The sequence below is a fragment of the Micromonospora sp. NPDC048935 genome (genome assembly GCF_043197875.1).
Taxonomy (GTDB): domain Bacteria; phylum Actinomycetota; class Actinomycetes; order Mycobacteriales; family Micromonosporaceae; genus Micromonospora.
On sequence record NZ_JBICTZ010000003.1, the window covers coordinates 197,323 to 214,800 of the forward strand.

General features: G+C 71.5%; 16 protein-coding genes. 8 read left to right on the forward strand and 8 right to left on the reverse strand.

Annotated features, from left to right (window positions below):
• Positions 1-52 precede the first annotated feature (52 nt).
• The 6 genes from mce (at position 53) to ACGFIW_RS11565 (ending at position 7,830) form a co-directional block, all read left to right on the forward strand.
• Positions 53-529 (forward strand): methylmalonyl-CoA epimerase, encoded by a 477-nt coding sequence (gene mce / locus ACGFIW_RS11540; RefSeq protein ID WP_393313221.1) that lies wholly within the window; start codon positions 53-55, stop codon positions 527-529.
• 380 nt (positions 530-909) lie between these two features.
• Positions 910-2,265 carry a crotonyl-CoA carboxylase/reductase gene (gene ccrA / locus ACGFIW_RS11545; protein WP_393314021.1) on the forward strand — a complete coding sequence of 452 codons (1,356 nt, stop codon included), beginning with the start codon at positions 910-912 and terminating at the stop codon, positions 2,263-2,265.
• Positions 2,266-2,580: 315 nt separating this feature from the next.
• Positions 2,581-3,840 carry a DivIVA domain-containing protein gene (locus ACGFIW_RS11550; protein WP_393313224.1) on the forward strand — a complete coding sequence of 420 codons (1,260 nt, stop codon included), beginning with the start codon at positions 2,581-2,583 and terminating at the stop codon, positions 3,838-3,840.
• A gap of 177 nt (positions 3,841-4,017) precedes the next feature.
• Positions 4,018-6,135: a hypothetical protein gene (locus ACGFIW_RS11555; protein ID WP_393313227.1), complete on the forward strand. Its 2,118-nt coding sequence runs from the start codon at positions 4,018-4,020 to the stop codon at positions 6,133-6,135.
• A 321-nt stretch (positions 6,136-6,456) separates the two neighbouring features.
• Positions 6,457-6,621: a DUF397 domain-containing protein gene (locus ACGFIW_RS11560; RefSeq protein ID WP_393313230.1), complete on the forward strand. Its 165-nt coding sequence runs from the start codon at positions 6,457-6,459 to the stop codon at positions 6,619-6,621.
• Between the two features lie 15 nt (positions 6,622-6,636).
• Positions 6,637-7,830 carry an AI-2E family transporter gene (locus ACGFIW_RS11565; protein ID WP_393313233.1) on the forward strand — a complete coding sequence of 398 codons (1,194 nt, stop codon included), beginning with the start codon at positions 6,637-6,639 and terminating at the stop codon, positions 7,828-7,830.
• A gap of 52 nt (positions 7,831-7,882) precedes the next feature.
• Here ACGFIW_RS11565 and ACGFIW_RS11570 read toward each other — a convergent pair whose 3' ends face one another.
• The 7 genes from ACGFIW_RS11570 to ACGFIW_RS11600 all read right to left on the reverse strand — a co-directional run bounded on the left by ACGFIW_RS11570 (position 7,883) and on the right by ACGFIW_RS11600 (position 14,278).
• Complete coding sequence (locus tag ACGFIW_RS11570; protein WP_393313235.1) at positions 7,883-8,692, reverse strand: alpha/beta hydrolase; 810 nt, start codon at positions 8,690-8,692, stop codon at positions 7,883-7,885.
• A 133-nt stretch (positions 8,693-8,825) separates the two neighbouring features.
• Positions 8,826-9,155, reverse strand: a complete 330-nt coding sequence (locus ACGFIW_RS11575) for a hypothetical protein (RefSeq protein ID WP_357554894.1) — start codon at positions 9,153-9,155, stop codon at positions 8,826-8,828.
• A 37-nt stretch (positions 9,156-9,192) separates the two neighbouring features.
• Positions 9,193-10,254, reverse strand: a complete 1,062-nt coding sequence (locus ACGFIW_RS11580; protein WP_393313238.1) for a hypothetical protein — start codon at positions 10,252-10,254, stop codon at positions 9,193-9,195.
• Complete coding sequence (locus tag ACGFIW_RS11585; RefSeq protein ID WP_393313241.1) at positions 10,251-10,745, reverse strand: SigE family RNA polymerase sigma factor; 495 nt, start codon at positions 10,743-10,745, stop codon at positions 10,251-10,253. The genes ACGFIW_RS11580 and ACGFIW_RS11585 overlap by 4 nt, the downstream gene beginning before the upstream one ends.
• A gap of 40 nt (positions 10,746-10,785) precedes the next feature.
• The gene (locus tag ACGFIW_RS11590) at positions 10,786-12,576 is read right to left on the reverse strand and encodes a 3-hydroxyacyl-CoA dehydrogenase family protein (protein ID WP_393313244.1); all 1,791 of its coding nucleotides are present in this window, start codon (positions 12,574-12,576) and stop codon (positions 10,786-10,788) included.
• A gap of 127 nt (positions 12,577-12,703) precedes the next feature.
• Positions 12,704-13,777, reverse strand: a complete 1,074-nt coding sequence (locus tag ACGFIW_RS11595; RefSeq protein ID WP_393313247.1) for an alpha/beta fold hydrolase — start codon at positions 13,775-13,777, stop codon at positions 12,704-12,706.
• Positions 13,778-13,861: 84 nt separating this feature from the next.
• A complete protein-coding gene (locus ACGFIW_RS11600) occupies positions 13,862-14,278 on the reverse strand; it encodes an FHA domain-containing protein (protein ID WP_393313250.1) in 417 nt (138 codons plus the stop codon).
• A 255-nt stretch (positions 14,279-14,533) separates the two neighbouring features.
• Here ACGFIW_RS11600 and ACGFIW_RS11605 point away from each other — a divergent pair, with 255 nt between their 5' ends.
• Both ACGFIW_RS11605 and ACGFIW_RS11610 read left to right on the forward strand, forming a co-directional pair.
• Positions 14,534-16,030: an aldehyde dehydrogenase family protein gene (locus tag ACGFIW_RS11605; protein WP_393313253.1), complete on the forward strand. Its 1,497-nt coding sequence runs from the start codon at positions 14,534-14,536 to the stop codon at positions 16,028-16,030.
• Between the two features lie 79 nt (positions 16,031-16,109).
• Positions 16,110-16,769, forward strand: coding sequence for a methyltransferase domain-containing protein (locus ACGFIW_RS11610; protein WP_393313256.1), 660 nt, complete (start codon positions 16,110-16,112; stop codon positions 16,767-16,769).
• Positions 16,770-16,774: 5 nt separating this feature from the next.
• On the opposite strand, the gene nucS is transcribed toward ACGFIW_RS11610, so the two are convergent.
• On the reverse strand, positions 16,775-17,434 hold the full coding sequence (gene nucS, locus ACGFIW_RS11615) for an endonuclease NucS (protein WP_357066911.1): 660 nt from the start codon (positions 17,432-17,434) through the stop codon (positions 16,775-16,777).
• Positions 17,435-17,478 lie beyond the last annotated feature (44 nt).

A 17,478-nucleotide genomic window follows, 5' to 3' on the forward strand; every position in this document is an offset into this window, starting at 1 on the left:
AGAGGGGGTGCCGTGCTGTACGCCTGAACGATGGTTCGGCCAGACTAGCGCCATGACTGAGAACTCCCCCGCCGAGCCCGGTGCCGACTCCGTCACAGACATCGGGCTTCGCAAGATTGACCACGTCGGGATCGCCGTGGCCGACCTGGACGCCGCGATCGACTTCTACCAGCGCACGTTCGGGATGCGCTGCGTGCACGTCGAGACCAACGCCGAACAGGGCGTACAGGAGGCGATGCTGGCCGTCGGGCCGACCACCGAGGGTGGCTGCGTGCAACTGCTGGCCCCACTCACCCCGGAGTCGACGATCGCCAAGTTCCTGGACCGCAACGGGCCGGGAGTCCAGCAGGTCGCGTACACGGTGGTGGACATCGACGCGGCCTGCGCGGCGCTGCGCGCGCGGGGGATGCGGCTGCTCTACGACGCACCACGGCGCGGCACCGCGGACAGCCGGATCAACTTCGTCCACCCGAAGGACGCGGGTGGCGTCCTCGTCGAACTCGTCGAACCCGCCCCCACCCTCCACTGACCTCCCGCGCCTCACCGGCGCCGGCAAGATCCGCACAACTTCAGGGATGTTGCTGCCTCCGCCGCACTTGAGGCAGCAACATCCCTGAAGTTGTCGCCTCGCGCGCCGCGCCCCGCGGGGGCCCGCGCGCGTCCAGCCCTCGCGCCCGTCGGCCGCGCGCGTCGGTGCGCGGTTGGCGGGGTGGGCGGGCACCTTCACGCATCGGCGGATGCAGTTTTTCACAGAGGACTTCCCGGCTTAGCTACCGTTCAGTAACGTCCGCCCCCACCGGAGCACGACCGGTGCCGGATGTGTCGAATGCCGACATGGCGGTCGTGCCCACCGGCCCCGACGATGGCAGCACCCGGGCCCGTGCGGGTGCGGACGAACCGGAGGTCACCGTGCAGGACATCCTCGATGTGATCATGGCGGCGGAGGAGTCGAACGATCCGGACCGCGAACTCGCCGGCGTCGCCGGGCTGCCCGTACCGGAGAGTTACCGAGGCGTCGTGGTCCGCGCCGAGGAGGCCCGGATGTTCGACGGCGTGCCCACCCGGGACAAGGACCCGCGCAGGGCGCTGCACGTGCAGGAGGTGCCGACGCCGGAGTTGGCACCGGGCGAGGCGTTGGTCGCGGTGATGGCGAGCGCGATCAACTACAACACGGTGTGGACCAGCATCTTCGAGCCGCTGCCCACCTTCACGTTCCTCCGGCGCTACGGCCGGGTCTCCGAGCTGACCCGGCGGCACGACCTGCCGTACCACGTGGTCGGCTCGGACGCGGCGGGCGTGGTGCTGCGTACCGGCCCCGGGGTGACCCGGTGGGCGCCCGGCGACGAGGTGGTGGCGCACTGCCTCTCCGTCGAGCTGGAGGACGCCGCCGGACACGACGACACCATGCTCGACCCGCAGCAGCGGATCTGGGGCTTCGAGACCAACTTCGGTGGGCTGGCCGAGCTGACCGTGGTCAAGGCCAACCAACTGATGCCCAAGCCGCGTCACCTGAGCTGGGAGGAGGCGGCCAGTCCCGGACTGGTCAACTCCACCGCGTACCGGCAGCTCGTCTCGCACCACGGGGCCAACATGAAACAGGGCGACGTGGTGCTGATCTGGGGCGCCTCCGGCGGCCTCGGCGGGTACGCCACCCAGATGGCACTCAACGGCGGTGCGATCCCGGTCTGTGTCGTCTCCTCGCCGGAGAAGGCGGAGCTGTGCCGCCGGATGGGTGCGGACCTGGTCATCGACCGCGCGGCGGAGGGTTTCCGCTTCTGGAAGGACGAGGTGACCCAGGACCCGGACGAGTGGAAGCGTTTCGGCGAGCGGATCCGCGAGCTGACCGCCGGCGAGGACCCGGACATCGTCTTCGAACACCCGGGGCGGGAGACGTTCGGCGCGAGCGTCTACGTGGCCCGGCGCGGTGGGACGGTCGTCACCTGCGCCTCCACGAGCGGTTTCCAGCACCAGTACGACAACCGCTACCTCTGGATGCACCTCAAGCGGATCGTCGGCAGCCACTTCGCCAACTACCACGAGGCGTGGCAGGCCAACCGCCTGGTCGCGCTCGGCAAGGTGCACCCGACGGTGTCCCGCACCTACTCCCTGGAACAGACCGGGCAGGCCGCGTACGAGGTGCACCGCAACGCCCACCAGGGCAAGGTCGGCGTGCGGTGCCTCGCACCGACGGACGGCCTGGGCGTACGCGACGGAGAGCTGCGGGCCCGGCACGAGGACGCGATCAACCGGTTCCGGGGCCACTGACCGGCACCGCCGGCCTTCGGGGCGCTGAGCCCGGCCACCGGCCGGACGGGTGAGCCCTCGATGACCATTGCGGTGATCGGCCATTGTTCTTCCGCTCCCATTAGCGGAAAACCCGCCCGGACTGAACAAAGGACCTCGGGGTAACCCCGGGGCCCTTTTTCACGTCACGCTGCGTGGCGTCCGACCCGCCCGGGACCTGCCAAGATCGCCGATTGGCCCCACCCCGTCGATGGTGGCAGTTGACCATGTAAAGAGGCCACGAAAGCTGCGCACCGCTCTTGCGAAGCACCCTGGGGCGTCTGCCAGTATGTCCCAATGCCCCAGCAGCAGTCCTCCCCTCTCGCGTTCTTCGATAACGCGAACTCGCAGCCAGACTTCACCGTCGGCCTGCGCGGTTACAACACCCACCAGGTCGATGACTTCCTCGGCCGGATGACCGCCGCGCTGACCCAGTCCGAGCAGGCCCGTGCCGAGGCCGAGCAGCGGATGAACGACGCCCAGCGTCGACTCCGCCAAGCCGAACAGCGCATGAGTGCGCTGGAACAGAAGCTCACCGACACGAACAAGCAGCTCGAAGAGAACAGCCGACCGACCCTCTCCGGGCTCGGCACCCGCGTCGAGCAGATCCTCCGGCTCGCCGAGGAGCAGGCCAACGACCACCGCAACGAGGCCAAGCGCGAGTCGGAGGGCATCCTCTCCGCCGCCCGCCTGGAGGCCCGCGAGATCACCGACAAGGCCCGTGCCGAGGCCGCGGCCATGAAGGCCAGCGCCGAGCGCGAGGCGGGCAACCTGCGCACGGCCGCCGAGCGCGAGGCCGCCGAGGTCCGGGTGCAGGCCCGCCGCGAGGCTGACACGCTGCGCGCCGACGCCGACCGCGAGACCAAGCAGCTGCGTACCGTCACCGCGCACGAGGTGGCCGAGCTGAAGTCGACGGTCGAGCGGGAGGTGGCAACCCTTCGGGCCACCGCCGAGCGGGAGATCACCCAGCAGCGGGCCAAGGCCGCGCGTGAGGCCGAGGAGAAGCGCGCCGAGGCCACCAAGCTGCTCACCGACGCGCGGGACAAGCGCGACAAGGACCTCCAGGCCCTGGAGCTGCAGCTGGCCGAGCGCCGCGAGAAGGCCGAGCGCGAGGAGTCCGAGCGGCACGCCGCCCAGGTCGCGCAGACCCAGAAGATGGTCAGCGAGGCCGAGCAGCGCGCCCGCGCCGCCCAGGAGCGCGCGAAGGAGATCGAGCAGCGCGCCGAGGCCCGCCGGGTCGAGTCGGAGCGCAACGCCGCCGAGACGATCGACAAGGCCAAGGCGCACTCCGAGAAGACGCTCAACGAGGCCAAGGCCGAGTCGCAGCGCCTGCTCACCGAGGCGCGCACCGAGGCGGAGCTGACCACGCAGGCCGCCCGCCGCGAGGTCGAGGACCTCACCCGGCAGAAGGACGCGGTCACCTCGCAGCTGGGCCAGATGCTCTCCGGGCTCGCCGGCATCGTGCCGGGGATGCCCGCGGCCGCTCCGGCGGCCAAGCCGGAGGCCAAGAAGACCGAGGGCGGTCAGGACCGGGTGCCGGCGGAAACCGCCGGCTGACGCGCGGCGTCAGGTCGGGGCATCGACGGCGCGAGGTGACACCGGGTAACCGGTGTCACCTCGCGCCGTATGCGTTTCCCAGCCCGTGGTATCCCGCGCTCGCGACGGAGTGAAGTAGCTCGCACAAGGCGCGTCCGTATCGCCCCAGCAGGCCCTGTTGCGTGTGAGGATGGGGGCATGTCGCACGGCGAGGAACTGTTCGCTCTCGGCGGGGACGTGACGACGGAGCCCAGCTTCGAGTCCGCTCTGCGGGGGTACGAGAAGAAGCAGGTTGATCGGTATGTCGCGCGTGCCGAGCACGAGATCGCGACCCTCGCGTCCGAACGGGAACAGGCGTATACACAGATCCACAAGCTCGCCGGCCAGGTCGAGGTGCTCCAGCGTGACCTGACCCAGGTGCGCAAGCAGATGAACGTGGTCGACCGGGCCTCGTTCAAGCATCTCGGCCCGCTTGTCGACTCGATCGTCACGCAGTCCGAAGAGCTGGCCGAGAAGATCGTGGCCGATGCGAACGTGGAGATCGAGGCCCGTCGTGCCGCGGCCGAGCACATCATCGAGGAGGCCCGCGAGCAGTCCGCGCGGGCACTGAAGGACTTCGAGATCGCCCTCGCCGCGCGGCGCTCGGAGGAGGAGCGGCACAGCGCCGCCCGCCGGGCCGAGGCGGACGCCACCCTGCGGTCCGCCAAGGACGAGGCGGCGCAGTTGCGCAAGGCGGCGCAGGACGCGCTGGCGAAGGCGCAGCAGGAGGCCACCCAACTACGGGACACCGCCAAGGAGATCCACACCCGGGCCCAGCAGGAGTCGACCAAGCTGCGCGAGTCGGCCCGCGAGACGTTGGCCAACGCCCGGCAGGAGGCCAGCGACCTGCGCGAGGCCGCCAAGGAGGTGCACGCCAAGGCCCTCCAGGAGGCCAAGCGGCTCACCGACACCGCGACCGAGGCCGGCCGGGCCACGCACGCCAAGGCCCAGCAGGAGGCCAAGCAGATCATCGACGACGCGTCGATGGCGGGCCGGGCCACCCGCGCCAAGGCGCAACAGGAGGCGGAGCGACTGACCACGCAGGCCTCCGAGGCGGCCAAGCGCAGCCGCGCCGAGACCGAGGCGTACGTGCAGCAGACCCGTGCGCAGACCCAGCAGGAGCTGGGCGCGTGGCGGGCCGGCGTGGAGCAGGAGGTCAACTCGCGTCGCGAGGCGGCCGACCGGGAGTTGGCGCAGCGACGGTCCACTGCCGAGCAGGAGTTCGCCGAGCGCCGCGATGAGCTGGACCGGCAGCACGAGTCCCGCCAGCAGGAGCTGGAGACCGGGTTCGCCAGCCGTCAGCAGGAGTTGGAGGCGGGTTTCACCACCCGCCGCGACGAGTTGGAAACCGAGTACACGAGCCGCAAGAACGAGCTGGAAACCGAATACTCCACGCGCAAGAACGAGATCGAGCAGGGCGCGGCCGGGGTTCGCCAGGCGGCCGAGCAGGACGCGGCGGCGCTCCGCCAGCGTTCCGAGGCGGAGGCCGCCGAGTTGCTGAGCCGGGCCGAGACCGAGGCCAGCGACAAGCGCCGCGAGGCCGACGAGCACGTCGCGGCGTCGCGTCGGCAGTTCGAGGAGTACGCGGCCACCACGCAGCAGCACCTGGCCACCACGCAGCAGCACCTGGCGGCCACCCAGCAGGAGTCGGCGGCGGGGCGGCAGCAGTTGGCCCAGGTGATGTTGGAGATCGCTCAGGCCCAGCAGCAACTCGCTGACCTGCGGCAGGAGACGTGGAAGTCCCGGCAGGAGTCCGACGAGCTTCAGCGGCGGATGGCCGAGCTGCGGTTGCAGAGCGTCGCCGGCCCGATCGACGGCCCGACCGCTGGCGATGGGGTGAGCAGGGGCGCGGCCGACGATGGTGACAAGCGCACGACCGCCCCCGACACGGGCACGACCGTCTCGGGCACGGCGACCACCGACACGGGCACGACCGCTCCCGGCACGGCGACCACCGACACGGGCACGTCGTCCGGGTCGGGTGCGGCCACCGGCCTCAAGACCGAGCCCGCCGACACCCGGCAGCCGGTGAACGCCGCGGCCGAGGGGCAGTCCACGACCCGGCCGGTGGCCGAGCCGGTGACCACCGTCGACGGAGGCGCGGCCAGTGCCGGGGTGGACGGGGAGCCGACCGTGGCCGCCGTTCCGGGCGAGGGTGGCCGGGGCGCCAAGCCGACCAAGATCACCAGCACCGGTGAGAACGGCAAGCGACCCAGCAAGCCGACCACCGACGAGCGCAGCGCCAAGCCCAGCAAGGTCACCATCGAGAAGGACTGACGGGTACGCCGCCAACCGCATGATCGACACGACAGCAGTGAAGTCGGGGTGTCCGGGTTATCCGGACACCCCGATTTCGTGAAAGGCGAGTGGATCAGCGTCCCGGCCGGAGCTGGGCCGCCCGTCGGCCTTTCCGGACCGTTCAATCCGGCCCGAGGTGCCGACGGTGGTTGGGTGGGGCACGTGGAACACCAGATTGACGGTCTCGTGGTCGGTGGCGACCATGAGGTGGCTACGCTGCTGGCGCGCTGGGCCGATGATCAGAAACGGTGCGTTGTCCCGCCGCCAGTCGATCGAACTGATGAAGGAAGTTGTGACCTCATGGACCTGACCGGTGCACGCTGGCGCACGCCCAGCCGTGGCGGCAACGGAGAGTGTGTCGAGGTGGGGATGCGGGACAGCAGGGACCCGACCGGCCCGGTGCTGGTGTTCGCGCCGGCCGTGTGGCGGGCGTTCGTGACCGCCGCCCGTCGCCCCACCCCCTGAGCCGGGAGGTCCCTGGTGCCGCAGCACGACCCGTCCGGCGACAACCCGGACCTGACCACCGGTCCCCTACCGGCGGAGACGCCGCCCTCGGCGGAGACACCACCGCCGGTGCCGGTCCCCGCTCCGGGCACCGACCCCGATGAGGCGCTGGCGGTCCCGTCCGGCAAATTCGGCACACCTGGGCGCCCGCTGCGCCGCAACAGTTTCCTGATCGGCTTCACCGGCGGGCTGGGCGTGCTGCTGGCGTACACCCTCTATCTGGGGATTCGCAATGCCGGCGGCATCCTGGTGCTTGTGGTGATCGCGCTCTTCCTGGCGGTCGGCCTCAACCCGGCGGTGGTCCGGCTACGCCGCTGGGGCGTGCCGCACGGCCTGGCGGTGGCGGCGGTCGCGCTGACCGTGGTGCTGCTGCTCTGTGGGGGCGTGTGGGCGCTGGTCCCGCCGATCGTGACGCAGTCGGGGCAGTTCATCGACCAGATCCCGAACCTGCTCGCGGAGTTGCGGCGCAGTCCGACGGTCAGTGACCTGATGGAACGGTACGACGTGGTGGAGCGCGTGCAGGGCGCCGCCAACGCGGACACCGTCGGCCGGGCGCTCGGCGGGGTGCTGGGCGGCGCTCAACTGATCTTCGGCACGGTGTTCCGGACGCTGACCGTGCTGGTGCTGACCATCTACTTCCTGGCCTACTTCAACAAGCTGCGCTCCCTGGGCTACTCGTTGGTGCCCCGGTCGCGGCGGGAGCGGGTGCAGCTGATCGGCGACGAGATTCTGGCCAAGGTCGGGGCGTACATGGTGGGTGCGCTGAGCATCGCGGTGCTGGCCGGCGCGACCACGTTCGTCTTCGCGCTGATCGTCGATCTGCCGTACCCGTTCGCGCTGGCCGTGGTGGTCGCGGTGACCGACCTGATCCCGCAGATCGGCGCCACCCTCGGCGCGGTGATCGTGAGTCTGGTCGGCTTCGCCACCGACCTGCGGGCCGGCATCGCCTGCGCGGTCTTCTTCCTCATCTACCAGCAGGTGGAGAACTACCTGATCTACCCGAAGGTGATGCGGCGTTCGGTGGAGGTCAACGAGGTGGCCGCCCTGCTGGCCGCGCTGCTCGGGGTGGCGTTGCTGGGCGTGGTGGGCGCGCTGATCGCCATCCCCACGGTGGCCGCGCTACAGCTGATCCTGCGCGAGGTGGTGCTGCCCCGGCAGGAGACCCGCTGACCCGCACGCCGCGGGGCAGACCCGCCGCGCCGCCGCGCCCGCCGCGCGACGGTCAGTCGGCCTTGCCGGCGGCGGGGCCGGGGACGGCCGTGTCGGCGAACGAGGCCACCGTCCGGTCGGCGTACGCGCTGACGTCGCCGGACTCCATGGGGCCGTCCCAGGTCGTCGGCAGTGGCACCTCGACGGCCGGGTTGACCCGCCGGACGATCTCGTCGAGCACCGTCTCCGCGTCGCCCACCCAGAGGTGCTTGGCGCCCGGCACACCGACCACCTCGGCCTGCGGCACCGCGGCGAACCGCTCCCGCGCCTCGGTCGGACGCAGGTAGTCGTCGAACTCCGGCACCAGCGCCGTCAACGGCCGACCCGAGGTGGCCCAGGTGGCCAGGTCCGCAGGTGTCGAGAAGCGCAGCGGCGGGGAGAGCAGGATGGCCCCGGCGATCGCCGGGTCGCAGCCGTACCTCAGGGCCAGGTCGGTGCCGAACGACCAGCCGACGAGCCAGATGTTGGGCAGCTCGGCGAACTCCGCGTACTCGATGGCGGCGGCCACGTCGTACCGCTCGCCCACCGCGCCGTCGAACGCTCCCTCGCTGGTGCCGCGCAGGCTGCTGGTGCCCCGGGTGTTGAACCGCAGCACGGCCAGGTCGGCGAGGGCGGGCAGCCGCCAGGCCGCCTTACGGAAGACGTGGCTGTCCATCATTCCGCCGTGGGTGGGCAGCGGATGCAGGCAGACCAGGGTGGCCACCGGCGGCCGGTCGGCCGGCAGGGCCAGCTCACCGACCAGCCGCAGACCGTCGGCGGTGTGCAGCTCGATGTCCTCCCGGCGGCCGGGCAGGATCGACGACGCGCGAATCGCTGTGCTCACCGCCCAAGTCTGTCGCGAAGTCACCGCCGCCGCCCGCCCAGGCGCAAACAGCGTGATCCAGGTCGCTACGCCGCGGCGTGCGGCACCCCGGCGGGCCACCGGGCCGTCGCGCGGGACACCCCGGCCGAGTCGCTCAGTAGCGAGGCGTGCCCCGGCCGCGTTGCACCGCCGGCCCGCGCCGGTCCCGGGCTCGCCAGCAGCCGCTGTGCCAGTGCCGTCGGTCGGTCAGGTCACCCAGGCCGTCGGCCGGCCAGGCCACCAGGTGCGCCACTCCGGGTGGGATCTCCTGGTCACAGCCGGGGCAGCGGTACGTCTTGACGGACGCCCCGGCGCCGATCCCGCGTACCTGCCAGGCGCCGTCGGCCCACTGCTGCACCGAGGCGACACCCTGCCGGACCCGGTCGGCGTCCAGGTTGGCGTTCTCGTCCCGGCGAGGGCGATTGCGACGGGGGCTCACAGTCACCAAGCGTACGGTCCGTCTGGCGGAGCGGCCCGGCCGGTCACCAGGACGTGGGCTCGTCCAGCGGCTCGGCGACCTGCGCCCCGCCCAGCACCGTCGCCGCGTCCTCCTCGTCGTACCCCTGTGCCGGCCAGCCGAAGTTGGCGGTCAGGTGGGCCTTGGGAAAGCCGAGCAGCTCGAGTTCTCCGCTCCGGCGGTCGACATGCGCCGGTTTGCCACCGACGGTCCGGTTTCCCTCGGTGCGGGCCCCGGCGATGCCGACGGCGTACTGCAACTCGACCTGGATCGCGCCCGGGCTGCCCCCGGAGACCATCATCTGCACGCCGAACGCCGCCGGGAACGGTGCCACAGTCACCTCGCACCTCGTGAGCCGTGTGCCCGCCGGCAGCGTGGTGAGCCGCAGCGGGCCACCGCAACGGTGCGCCTGGTCGAGCCGCAGCGCGTCGGCCACGGCGAACAGGTCCCGCTCGTCCGGGCCGCTGCCGCTGGCCCGCGCGTACACCCCGGGGGCGGGTTGCCAGTGTCGCAGCCACGCCAGCACGCCGTAGGGCCCCTCGGCGTGCGACACCGACCCGTCGTAGACGCCGTCCTTCACCAACTCCGGCACCAGGGCCGGCAGGCCCTGGGCGCGCAGGGGCAGGGCGTCCGCGGAGGCGGCCAGTTCCAGGGTGACGGCGCGCCCGTCGATGTCGAGCCGCGCCATCTCCACGCCGCTCTGCACCGACCAGGAGATGTATCGGGGGCCGTCCGGGGCGAACCCGAAGTGCAGCACGTCCGGGTCCGCGCCGACCAGGTCGGGTCGGGCGGCCGCACCCGCTACGCCGTCGAGCCGGGGCGGCGTCACGGCCTGCACCGCGTCACCCGGCAGGCCCAGCCCTGGAATGACGACGTCCAGGCCGGAGCCGGAGAGGTTCACCGGGCCGAGGGCCACACCCGCGCCGAGTACGACCACCCCCAGCACCGTGGCAGCGGTGGTGCGGCGGCGGCGGCGGATCCGGGCCCGGCCCCGGGACACCGCGACGGCCAGCAGCCGATCGGTGTCCACGGTGCCCTCGGCGTGCTCGCGCAGCGTCTGGTCGATCCGCTGGTCGAGGTCTGTCACGGTCGGCTCCCGTTCGTGGCCGGGGCACCGCAGCGCTCCCGGAGGTTGGCGAGCGCCCGCATCGCGTGGGTGCGGACGGTGACCGGTGAGCAGTCCAGGATCTGGGCGATGGTCTGGTCGTCGAGGTCCTCGTAGTAACGCAGCACCAGCACCGCCCGCTGACGGTCGGGCAGGCCGAGGATCAGCCGCCACATCTCGTCCCGATCGGCCGCCTCGCCGCCGAGGTCGCCACGGTGCGCCCGCTCGGCGAAGGACCCGACGACCAGCTCGCGACTCGATCGTCGGCGCCACCAGGAGTTGTTGGCGTTGACGAGCATGCGACGCACGTACACGTCGGGCCGGTCGGCGCGGGCGATCCTGCGCCACCGCACGTACGCCTGGGACAGCACCTCCTGGGTGAGGTCCTCGGCCCGGTGTTCGTCACCGGTCAGCAGCCGGGCGAGCCGGACCAGCGCCGGTCCCCGGCTGCTGACGTACTCCTCGAAGGTCACACCCTGCAGACGCCCTGGGTGCCCCGTGGCGTTTACCCGCTCAACGGTGCGAGTGGTCGCGGAAACCGCGACGGGCCTTGCGACCCAGGTAGCCGGCGGTGACCAGATGCTCCAGCAGCGGCGCGGGCGCGAAGCCCGGCTCGCGCAACTCCAGGTACAGCTCGCGCTGGATCGCCAGCGCGACGTCCAGCCCGACCACGTCGAGCAGCTCGAACGGGCCCATCGGGTAGCCACAGCCCAGCTTCATGGCGTGGTCGATGTCGTCGGCCGTCGAGTAGCTGGCCTCCAGCATCTTCACCGCGTCGTTGAGGTAGGGGAAGAGCAGCGCGTTGACGATGAACCCGGACCGGTCCTCGCAGACCACACCGGTCTTGCCGAGCGTGGCGCAGACGGCGCGGGCGGTGGCGGTGGCCTCCGGGGAGGTGCGGATCGTGCGGACCACCTCGACCAGGGGCATGACCGGCGCCGGGTTGAAGAAGTGCAGCCCCACCACGTCGGCCGGTCGGTGGCTGGCCATCGCCACGTCGATCACCGGCAGCGAGGAGGTCGTGGTGGCCAACACCACGCCCGGCTTGCAGATCTCGTCGAGGCTCGCGAAGAGCGCCTTCTTCACGCTCAACTCCTCGACGACCGCCTCGACCACCAGGTCGACGTCGGCGAGGTGGTCGAGCGCCGCCGACCAGCTGATCCGGCCGAGCGCGGCGTCCCGGTCGGCCTCGGCGAGCCTGCCGCGCACCACGCCCTCGTTCAGCGAGGTCCGCACCGCCTCGCGGAGCGTCGCGGACTTCTCCAGGCCACGGGCCACCGACACGACCTCGTAGCCGGCCTTCGCGAAGACCTCGATGATCCCGGTGGCCATCGTTCCGGAGCCGACAATGCCCACCTTCGCGATGGCGCGCGCGCCGTCGGCGAGCGCCGACTCCGTGGCCGGCGGCGTCGCCTCATCCGGTACGACCACCGGCGAGCCGGGCCGTTCGTAGGTGTAGAAGCCCCGACCGGACTTCCGGCCGAGCAGCCCCGCGGTCACCATCTGCTTGAGCAGCGGCACCGGGGCGTGCCGGCGGTCCCGCCCGCCGCGCCGGTACATGGTGTCCAGGATCTCGTACGCGGTGTCCAGGCCGATCAGGTCCATCAACGCGAGCGGGCCCATCGGCAGGCCGCAGCCGAGCTTCATCGCGGCGTCGATGTCCTCCCGGGCGGCGTAGTGCGACTCGACCATGGCGACCGCGTGGTTGAGGTAGCCGAAGAGCAGCGCGTTGGCGATGAAGCCGGCCCGGTCGTTGATGGTGACGTCGACCTTGCCGAGGCGGGTGCAGAGCGCCTCGACGTCGGCGACCACCTCGGGTGCGGTGACGACCGTGCGGACCACCTCGACAAGCTTCATCACCGGCGCGGGGTTGAAGAAGTGGATGCCGATCACCTGGTTGGGCCGGGTGGTGGCCACCGAGATCTCGGTGACGCTCAGCGACGAGGTGTTGGTGGCGAGGATGGCCTGCGGCCGGCAGACCCGGTCCAGCTCCGCGAAGATCCGCTGCTTGAGGTCCAGGTGCTCGGGCACCGCCTCGATGACCAGGTCGACGGAGTGCAGCGCGTCCAGCCCGACCGCGAAGTGCACCCGCTCGTGCAGGGCGTCGCGGTCCGCCACGGCGAGCTTGCCCTTGGCGACCGCCCGGTCGGTGGAGCGGGTCAGGGTGGCTCGGCCGCGATCCAGCGCCGGCTCGGAGATCTCGACCGCCACCACGTCGATACCGTTGCGGGCGAAGACCTCGACGATGCCGGCACCCATGGTGCCCAGCCCCACCACGCCCACGGTGCTGAACTCGCGCGCCACGATCGGCCTCCCCAGACACTCCGCACGGCCCCTGAACGGCCGCTAAGGCTATGCGCGCGAGTCTGCCACGCGACGCATGGTTGTCGAGACGCCGTGGCCTATTTCACCGCGGCGACGTGACGCGACCCTACGCGGCGGGACCGGTGGTCAGGGCCAGCAGTTCCGCGACGAACTCCGCCGGGCGCTCCAGGTGCGGGCTGTGCCCGCACCCGGGCAACACCACCTCGTGGTACGTGCCGCCGGCCGCCGCGTACCGCTCCAGCACCGACCGGGTCTGGCCGATCATCGGCTGCGGCGGGCAGACCTCCTCGCCGGGCCAGCCGGGCACGAGACCCAACGAACCCAGGTACCCCAGGTCGAACAGCGAGGTGTCCGAGACGATGACGTCGGCGTCGCCGCGTACCCAGGTGATCGGAGGCTTCGCGGCGACGGCCACCAGCTCGTCGGCGAGCCGGAAGTGGGTCGGCGCGAGCGCGTTGAGCACCCCGCGCGTGCCCGGGGCGGTGCCCGGCCAGTTCTCCGACGGCTCCGCCGTGCCCGGGTAGTTGTCGTCCCCGGTGGCGGTGGAGAGCACGGTGTCCAGCAGCAGGTCCTCGTCGTCGCCCAGCGCGGCGGGATCGGCCACATAGGTGGCTCGCAGGACGGCGCGTGGGCTGGCCGGAGTGTCCGCGCTCCGGTCGCCGGCGGCGAGCAGGGCGACGAAGTCCGGATTTGCCGTGCCGGCGCCGGTGCCGGCGAAGTCGGGGGTGGTCGGCGTGCCGGTCAGGTCGCGGGTGCCACCGAAGCCGTACGGGGAGACCGGCGCCGCGAGCAACAACGCGCCCACCCGGTGTGGGTTGTCGACGAGCAGTCGCATCGCCACTCCCCCACCGAGGGAGTGACCGACCACCACCGGGCGGGTGTCGCCGGCACCGAAGAGCGTCGGGTCGTCCAGCAGGGCGGCCACGTCGTCGGCGAAGTCCCGCAGGCCGCGGGTGGCGTCCACCGGGGCCGTCGCGGAGTCGCCGTACCCCCGCAGGTCGGGGGCGACCACCCGCAGCGTCGGCGGCAGCCGCCGGACCAGCGGCTCCCAGAACAGCGCGGACGAGCAGTTGCCGTGGATCAGCAGCACCGGGGTGCCGTCCGGCGGGCCGGCCACCCGGACCGCCTGGGTGATGCCGTTGGCCGTCACGATCCGCTGCTCGGTTTCCATCCGCGGCATGCTGCCACGCCCGCCGGGGCCGGTCCAGGTGCCGAGGAGCCACCCCGGGTGCGGCCCAGGTGTGGGCCGCACCCGGGTCTCCGGTCAGCGCCGGGCGCCCGGCTGCGTGGCCAACGGCAGCGGAAGGGTCGGTCGGACGTCCCGCCGGGACGGCCCGAAGCTGAGCCCCACCGGGTCGGTGTGTGCCACCCCCGGGTCGAACAGGCGCAGCTCGGTACGGCCGAGTCGGATCACGTCGCCGTCGGAGAGCCGCTCCACCTCGGTTATCCGGCGGTCGTTGAGCCAGGTGCCGTTCGTCGAGCCAAGGTCCCGCAGCGACGGGCCCTCCGGGGCCAACCACACCTCCGCGTGGCGGCGGCTCAGATGCGGGTCGCTGATGACGACGTGACCGGTCGGCGCACGGCCGACCACCTGCGGTTGGACTCGAAGTCGGAAGCTCGCTCCGCGCATCGGCCCACCCGCCACCGTCAACAGCGGCATAAGTTCCGGAAGTTCCTCCATGGACACTCAGCCCTCCACCCCACACCGTCACTCCGCGCGTCAGCCTGCCACCAGACGGTAATCATCGATACCGACCGGCCGGTCAGCTCCTCGTCACCTCCCGGCCACCTGCCGTTCGACGGTTCGGGCGGACCGCGCTCGTCACCAACGGCCTGACCTGCCCTGATAAACGACCAGGCGAAGCGGCCCGATGGTGGGCCGGACGGTTACGATCCGGACCTACCGGTGAGTAATCCTCGGGTCTAGACTTCCGCCATGACGGCTGTGCGTGTCCCGGGTCTTCCGATCATCGAGGCGGGTCGGCTCGTCTCCACCAGCCCGGCCACCGGCGCCGAGGCCGGCCGCTTCCCCGTCGCGACCGAGGCCGACGTGCGGCGGGCCGTCGAGGACGCCCGCGCCGCCGGCGGGTGGTGGGCCGGGCTCGGCTTCACCGACCGCCGCGAACGGATGCTGCGGTGGCGTGCCCTGCTGGCCAAACGCATCGAGGAGCTGGCCGAGCTGGTGCACGTCGAGGGTGGCAAGCCGGTCGCCGACGCCATCGTCGAGGTCGTCACCGCGATCGAGCACATCGACTGGGCCGCCCGCAACGCCAACCGCGTGCTCGGCCCGCGCCGGATGCGGTCCCGGCTCATCCTCGCCGAGTTCTCCGCGCACCTCGAATACCAGCCGTACGGCGTGGTCGGCGTGATCGGCCCGTGGAACTATCCGGTCTTCACGCCGATCGGTTCCGCCGCGTACGCGTTGGCCGCCGGCAACGGCGTGGTGCTCAAGCCCAGTGAGTACACGCCCGCCGCCGGCCAGTGGCTGGTGGACAGCTTCGCCGAGGTGGTGCCCGAGCAGCCGGTGTTCGCCGCCGTGCACGGGCTGGGCGACGTTGGTGCCACACTGTGCCACTCCGGGGTCGACAAGCTGGCCTTCACCGGCTCGACCGTCACCGCCCGCAAGGTGATGGCCGCCTGCGCCGAGACGTTGACCCCGGTGCTGATCGAGGGCGGCGGCAAGGACGCCATGATCGTCGACAGCGACGCCGACTTGGACGCCGCCGCCGAGGCATGCGTCTGGGGCGGCATGACCAACGCGGGCCAGACCTGCATCGGCATCGAACGGGTCTACGCCGTCGACTCGGTCTTCGATGCCTTCGTCGACAAGGTGGTCACCCGCGCCGGTCGGCTGACCGTCGGGCCGGAGGGCACCGACCTCGGCCCGATCACCATGCCCCAGCAGATCGACATGATCCGCCGGCACATCGACGCCGCGATCACCTCCGGCGGACGCGCGGTGCTGGGCGGCCCGAGCGCGGTGCAGCCGCCGTACGTCCACCCGACGGTGCTCGTGGACGTCCCGGAGGAGTCGGCCGCCGTTCGCGAGGAGACCTTCGGCCCCACGCTGACCATCAGCCGGGTCCGCGACGCCGACGAGGCCGTCACCCGCGCCAACGCCCTGCCGTACGGCCTGGGAGGTTCGGTCTTCGGCCGGCGGCGCGCGGTGTCCATCGCGCGGCGGCTACGCTCCGGAATGGCCTCGGTCAACTCCACCCTGACCTTCGCCGGCATGTCCACCCTGCCGTTCGGCGGGGTCGGCGACTCCGGCTTCGGGCGGATCCACGGGGAGGACGGGCTGCGCGAGTTCGGCCGGGCCAAGGCGGTCACCCGGCGGCGGGCCCGATCGCTGTTGCCGTCGATGACCTTCGAGCGCACCCCGACCGACGTGGCACGACTGGTCAAGGCCATCAAGCTGATGTACGGGAGATGAGTGTCGGATAACCGATCTCGGCGAAGATCAGCGTATCGGCATGTTTATACGCGGTGTCGACGGCGGTACATTGCGTTAAATGGGCCCCAATCGATTGCGCTACCGCCTTGTCGACAGCGACCAGTCGTGGAGTGCGCGGCGGCGTCGGCACCGCTCGGACTGGTTGGCACGCACCTTTCCCGAGATCGGCGACATGCACGTGGTCGATCTGGGCGGTCGGCTCGGCACCTGGCACCGCGCGACAGTCCGGCCGGCCCGGGTGACGGTCGTCAACCTGGAGCGGCCGCCCGCCGTCGTGCCGGACTGGGCCCACGTCGAGCAGGCCGACGCCTGCAACCTGCCTCCGCGCATCGCCAAGGGTGACTACGACCTGGTCTTCTCCAACTCCGTGCTGGAGCACGTGGGTGGGCACGAACGACGGCTGCGCTTCTCCGCCGCCGCCCGGGCGATGGCCGACCGGCACTGGGTGCAGACGCCCTACCGCTATTTCCCCATCGAGCCACACTGGATCGCGCCCGGGATGCAGTTTCTCCCGGTGCGACTGCGCACCGCGTTGGCCCGGCGTTGGCCGTTGGGGCACAAGCCGACCCGCAGCCACGACGCCGCCATCCACCAGGTGCTCTGGACCGAGCTACTGGACCGTTCGCAGATGCGCCACTACTTCCCCGACTCGACGATGCTTGTCGAGCGGGCGTTCGGCCTGCCCAAGTCGTTGATCGCGGTGCGTAACGCCGGGTGAGCCGATCAGAAGAGCGTCAGTTCGTCCTTCTCGATGCCCCGCAGCCGGTCGTAGTTCACGACCACGCACCGGATGCCCCGGTCGGCGGCGAGCACCCGGGCCTGCGGCTTGATCTCCTGGGCGGCGAAGACCCCGGCCACCGGGCTGAGCAGCGGGTCACGGTTCATCAACTCGAGGTAGCGGGTCAACTGCTCCACACCGTCGATGTCGCCCCGCCGCTTGACCTCGACGGCGACCGCACCGGCGTTGGCGTCCCGGCACAGCAGGTCGACCGGGCCGATCGCCGTCATGTACTCGCGGCGGACCAGCGTGAACCCCTCACCCAACGCACTCGGGTTGGCGGCCAACAACTCCTGTAGGTGCGCCTCCACCCCGTCCTTGCGCAGGCCCGGGTCCACACCCAGTTCGTACGAGGTGTCCTGGAAGATCTCCTCCAGGGTGATCCGCAGCTCCTCGCCGGCCTTGTTGACCACCCGCCACACGCCGGGGGCCTCCTCCAGCCGACATGGCGGGCTCATCCAGTTCAACGGCTTGTAGGCCCGGTCGTCGGCATGGATCGACACCGACCCGTCCGCCTTCACCATCAGCAACCGGGTGGCCGGCGGCAGGTGAGCCGAGAGCCGTCCGACGTAGTCCACCGAGCACTTCGCAATGACCAACCGCACCCGACGAGGGTAGCCGAGGACCGACCGGTCGCCACCGAGCGGCA

What these genes read in the sequence shown, in the direction of transcription:
- mce (WP_393313221.1), top strand. Translation starts at nt 53, where the DNA reads ATGACTGAGAACTCCCCCGCCGAGCCCGGTGCCGACTCCGTCACAGAC.
- ACGFIW_RS11550 (WP_393313224.1), top strand. Translation starts at nt 2,581, where the DNA reads ATGCCCCAGCAGCAGTCCTCCCCTCTCGCGTTCTTCGATAACGCGAAC.
- ACGFIW_RS11555 (WP_393313227.1), top strand. Translation starts at nt 4,018, where the DNA reads ATGTCGCACGGCGAGGAACTGTTCGCTCTCGGCGGGGACGTGACGACG.
- ACGFIW_RS11560 (WP_393313230.1), top strand. Translation starts at nt 6,457, where the DNA reads ATGGACCTGACCGGTGCACGCTGGCGCACGCCCAGCCGTGGCGGCAAC.
- ACGFIW_RS11595 (WP_393313247.1), bottom strand. Translation starts at nt 13,777, where the DNA reads ATGCCGCGGATGGAAACCGAGCAGCGGATCGTGACGGCCAACGGCATC.
- ACGFIW_RS11600 (WP_393313250.1), bottom strand. Translation starts at nt 14,278, where the DNA reads ATGGAGGAACTTCCGGAACTTATGCCGCTGTTGACGGTGGCGGGTGGG.
- ACGFIW_RS11605 (WP_393313253.1), top strand. Translation starts at nt 14,534, where the DNA reads ATGACGGCTGTGCGTGTCCCGGGTCTTCCGATCATCGAGGCGGGTCGG.
- ACGFIW_RS11610 (WP_393313256.1), top strand. Translation starts at nt 16,110, where the DNA reads ATGGGCCCCAATCGATTGCGCTACCGCCTTGTCGACAGCGACCAGTCG.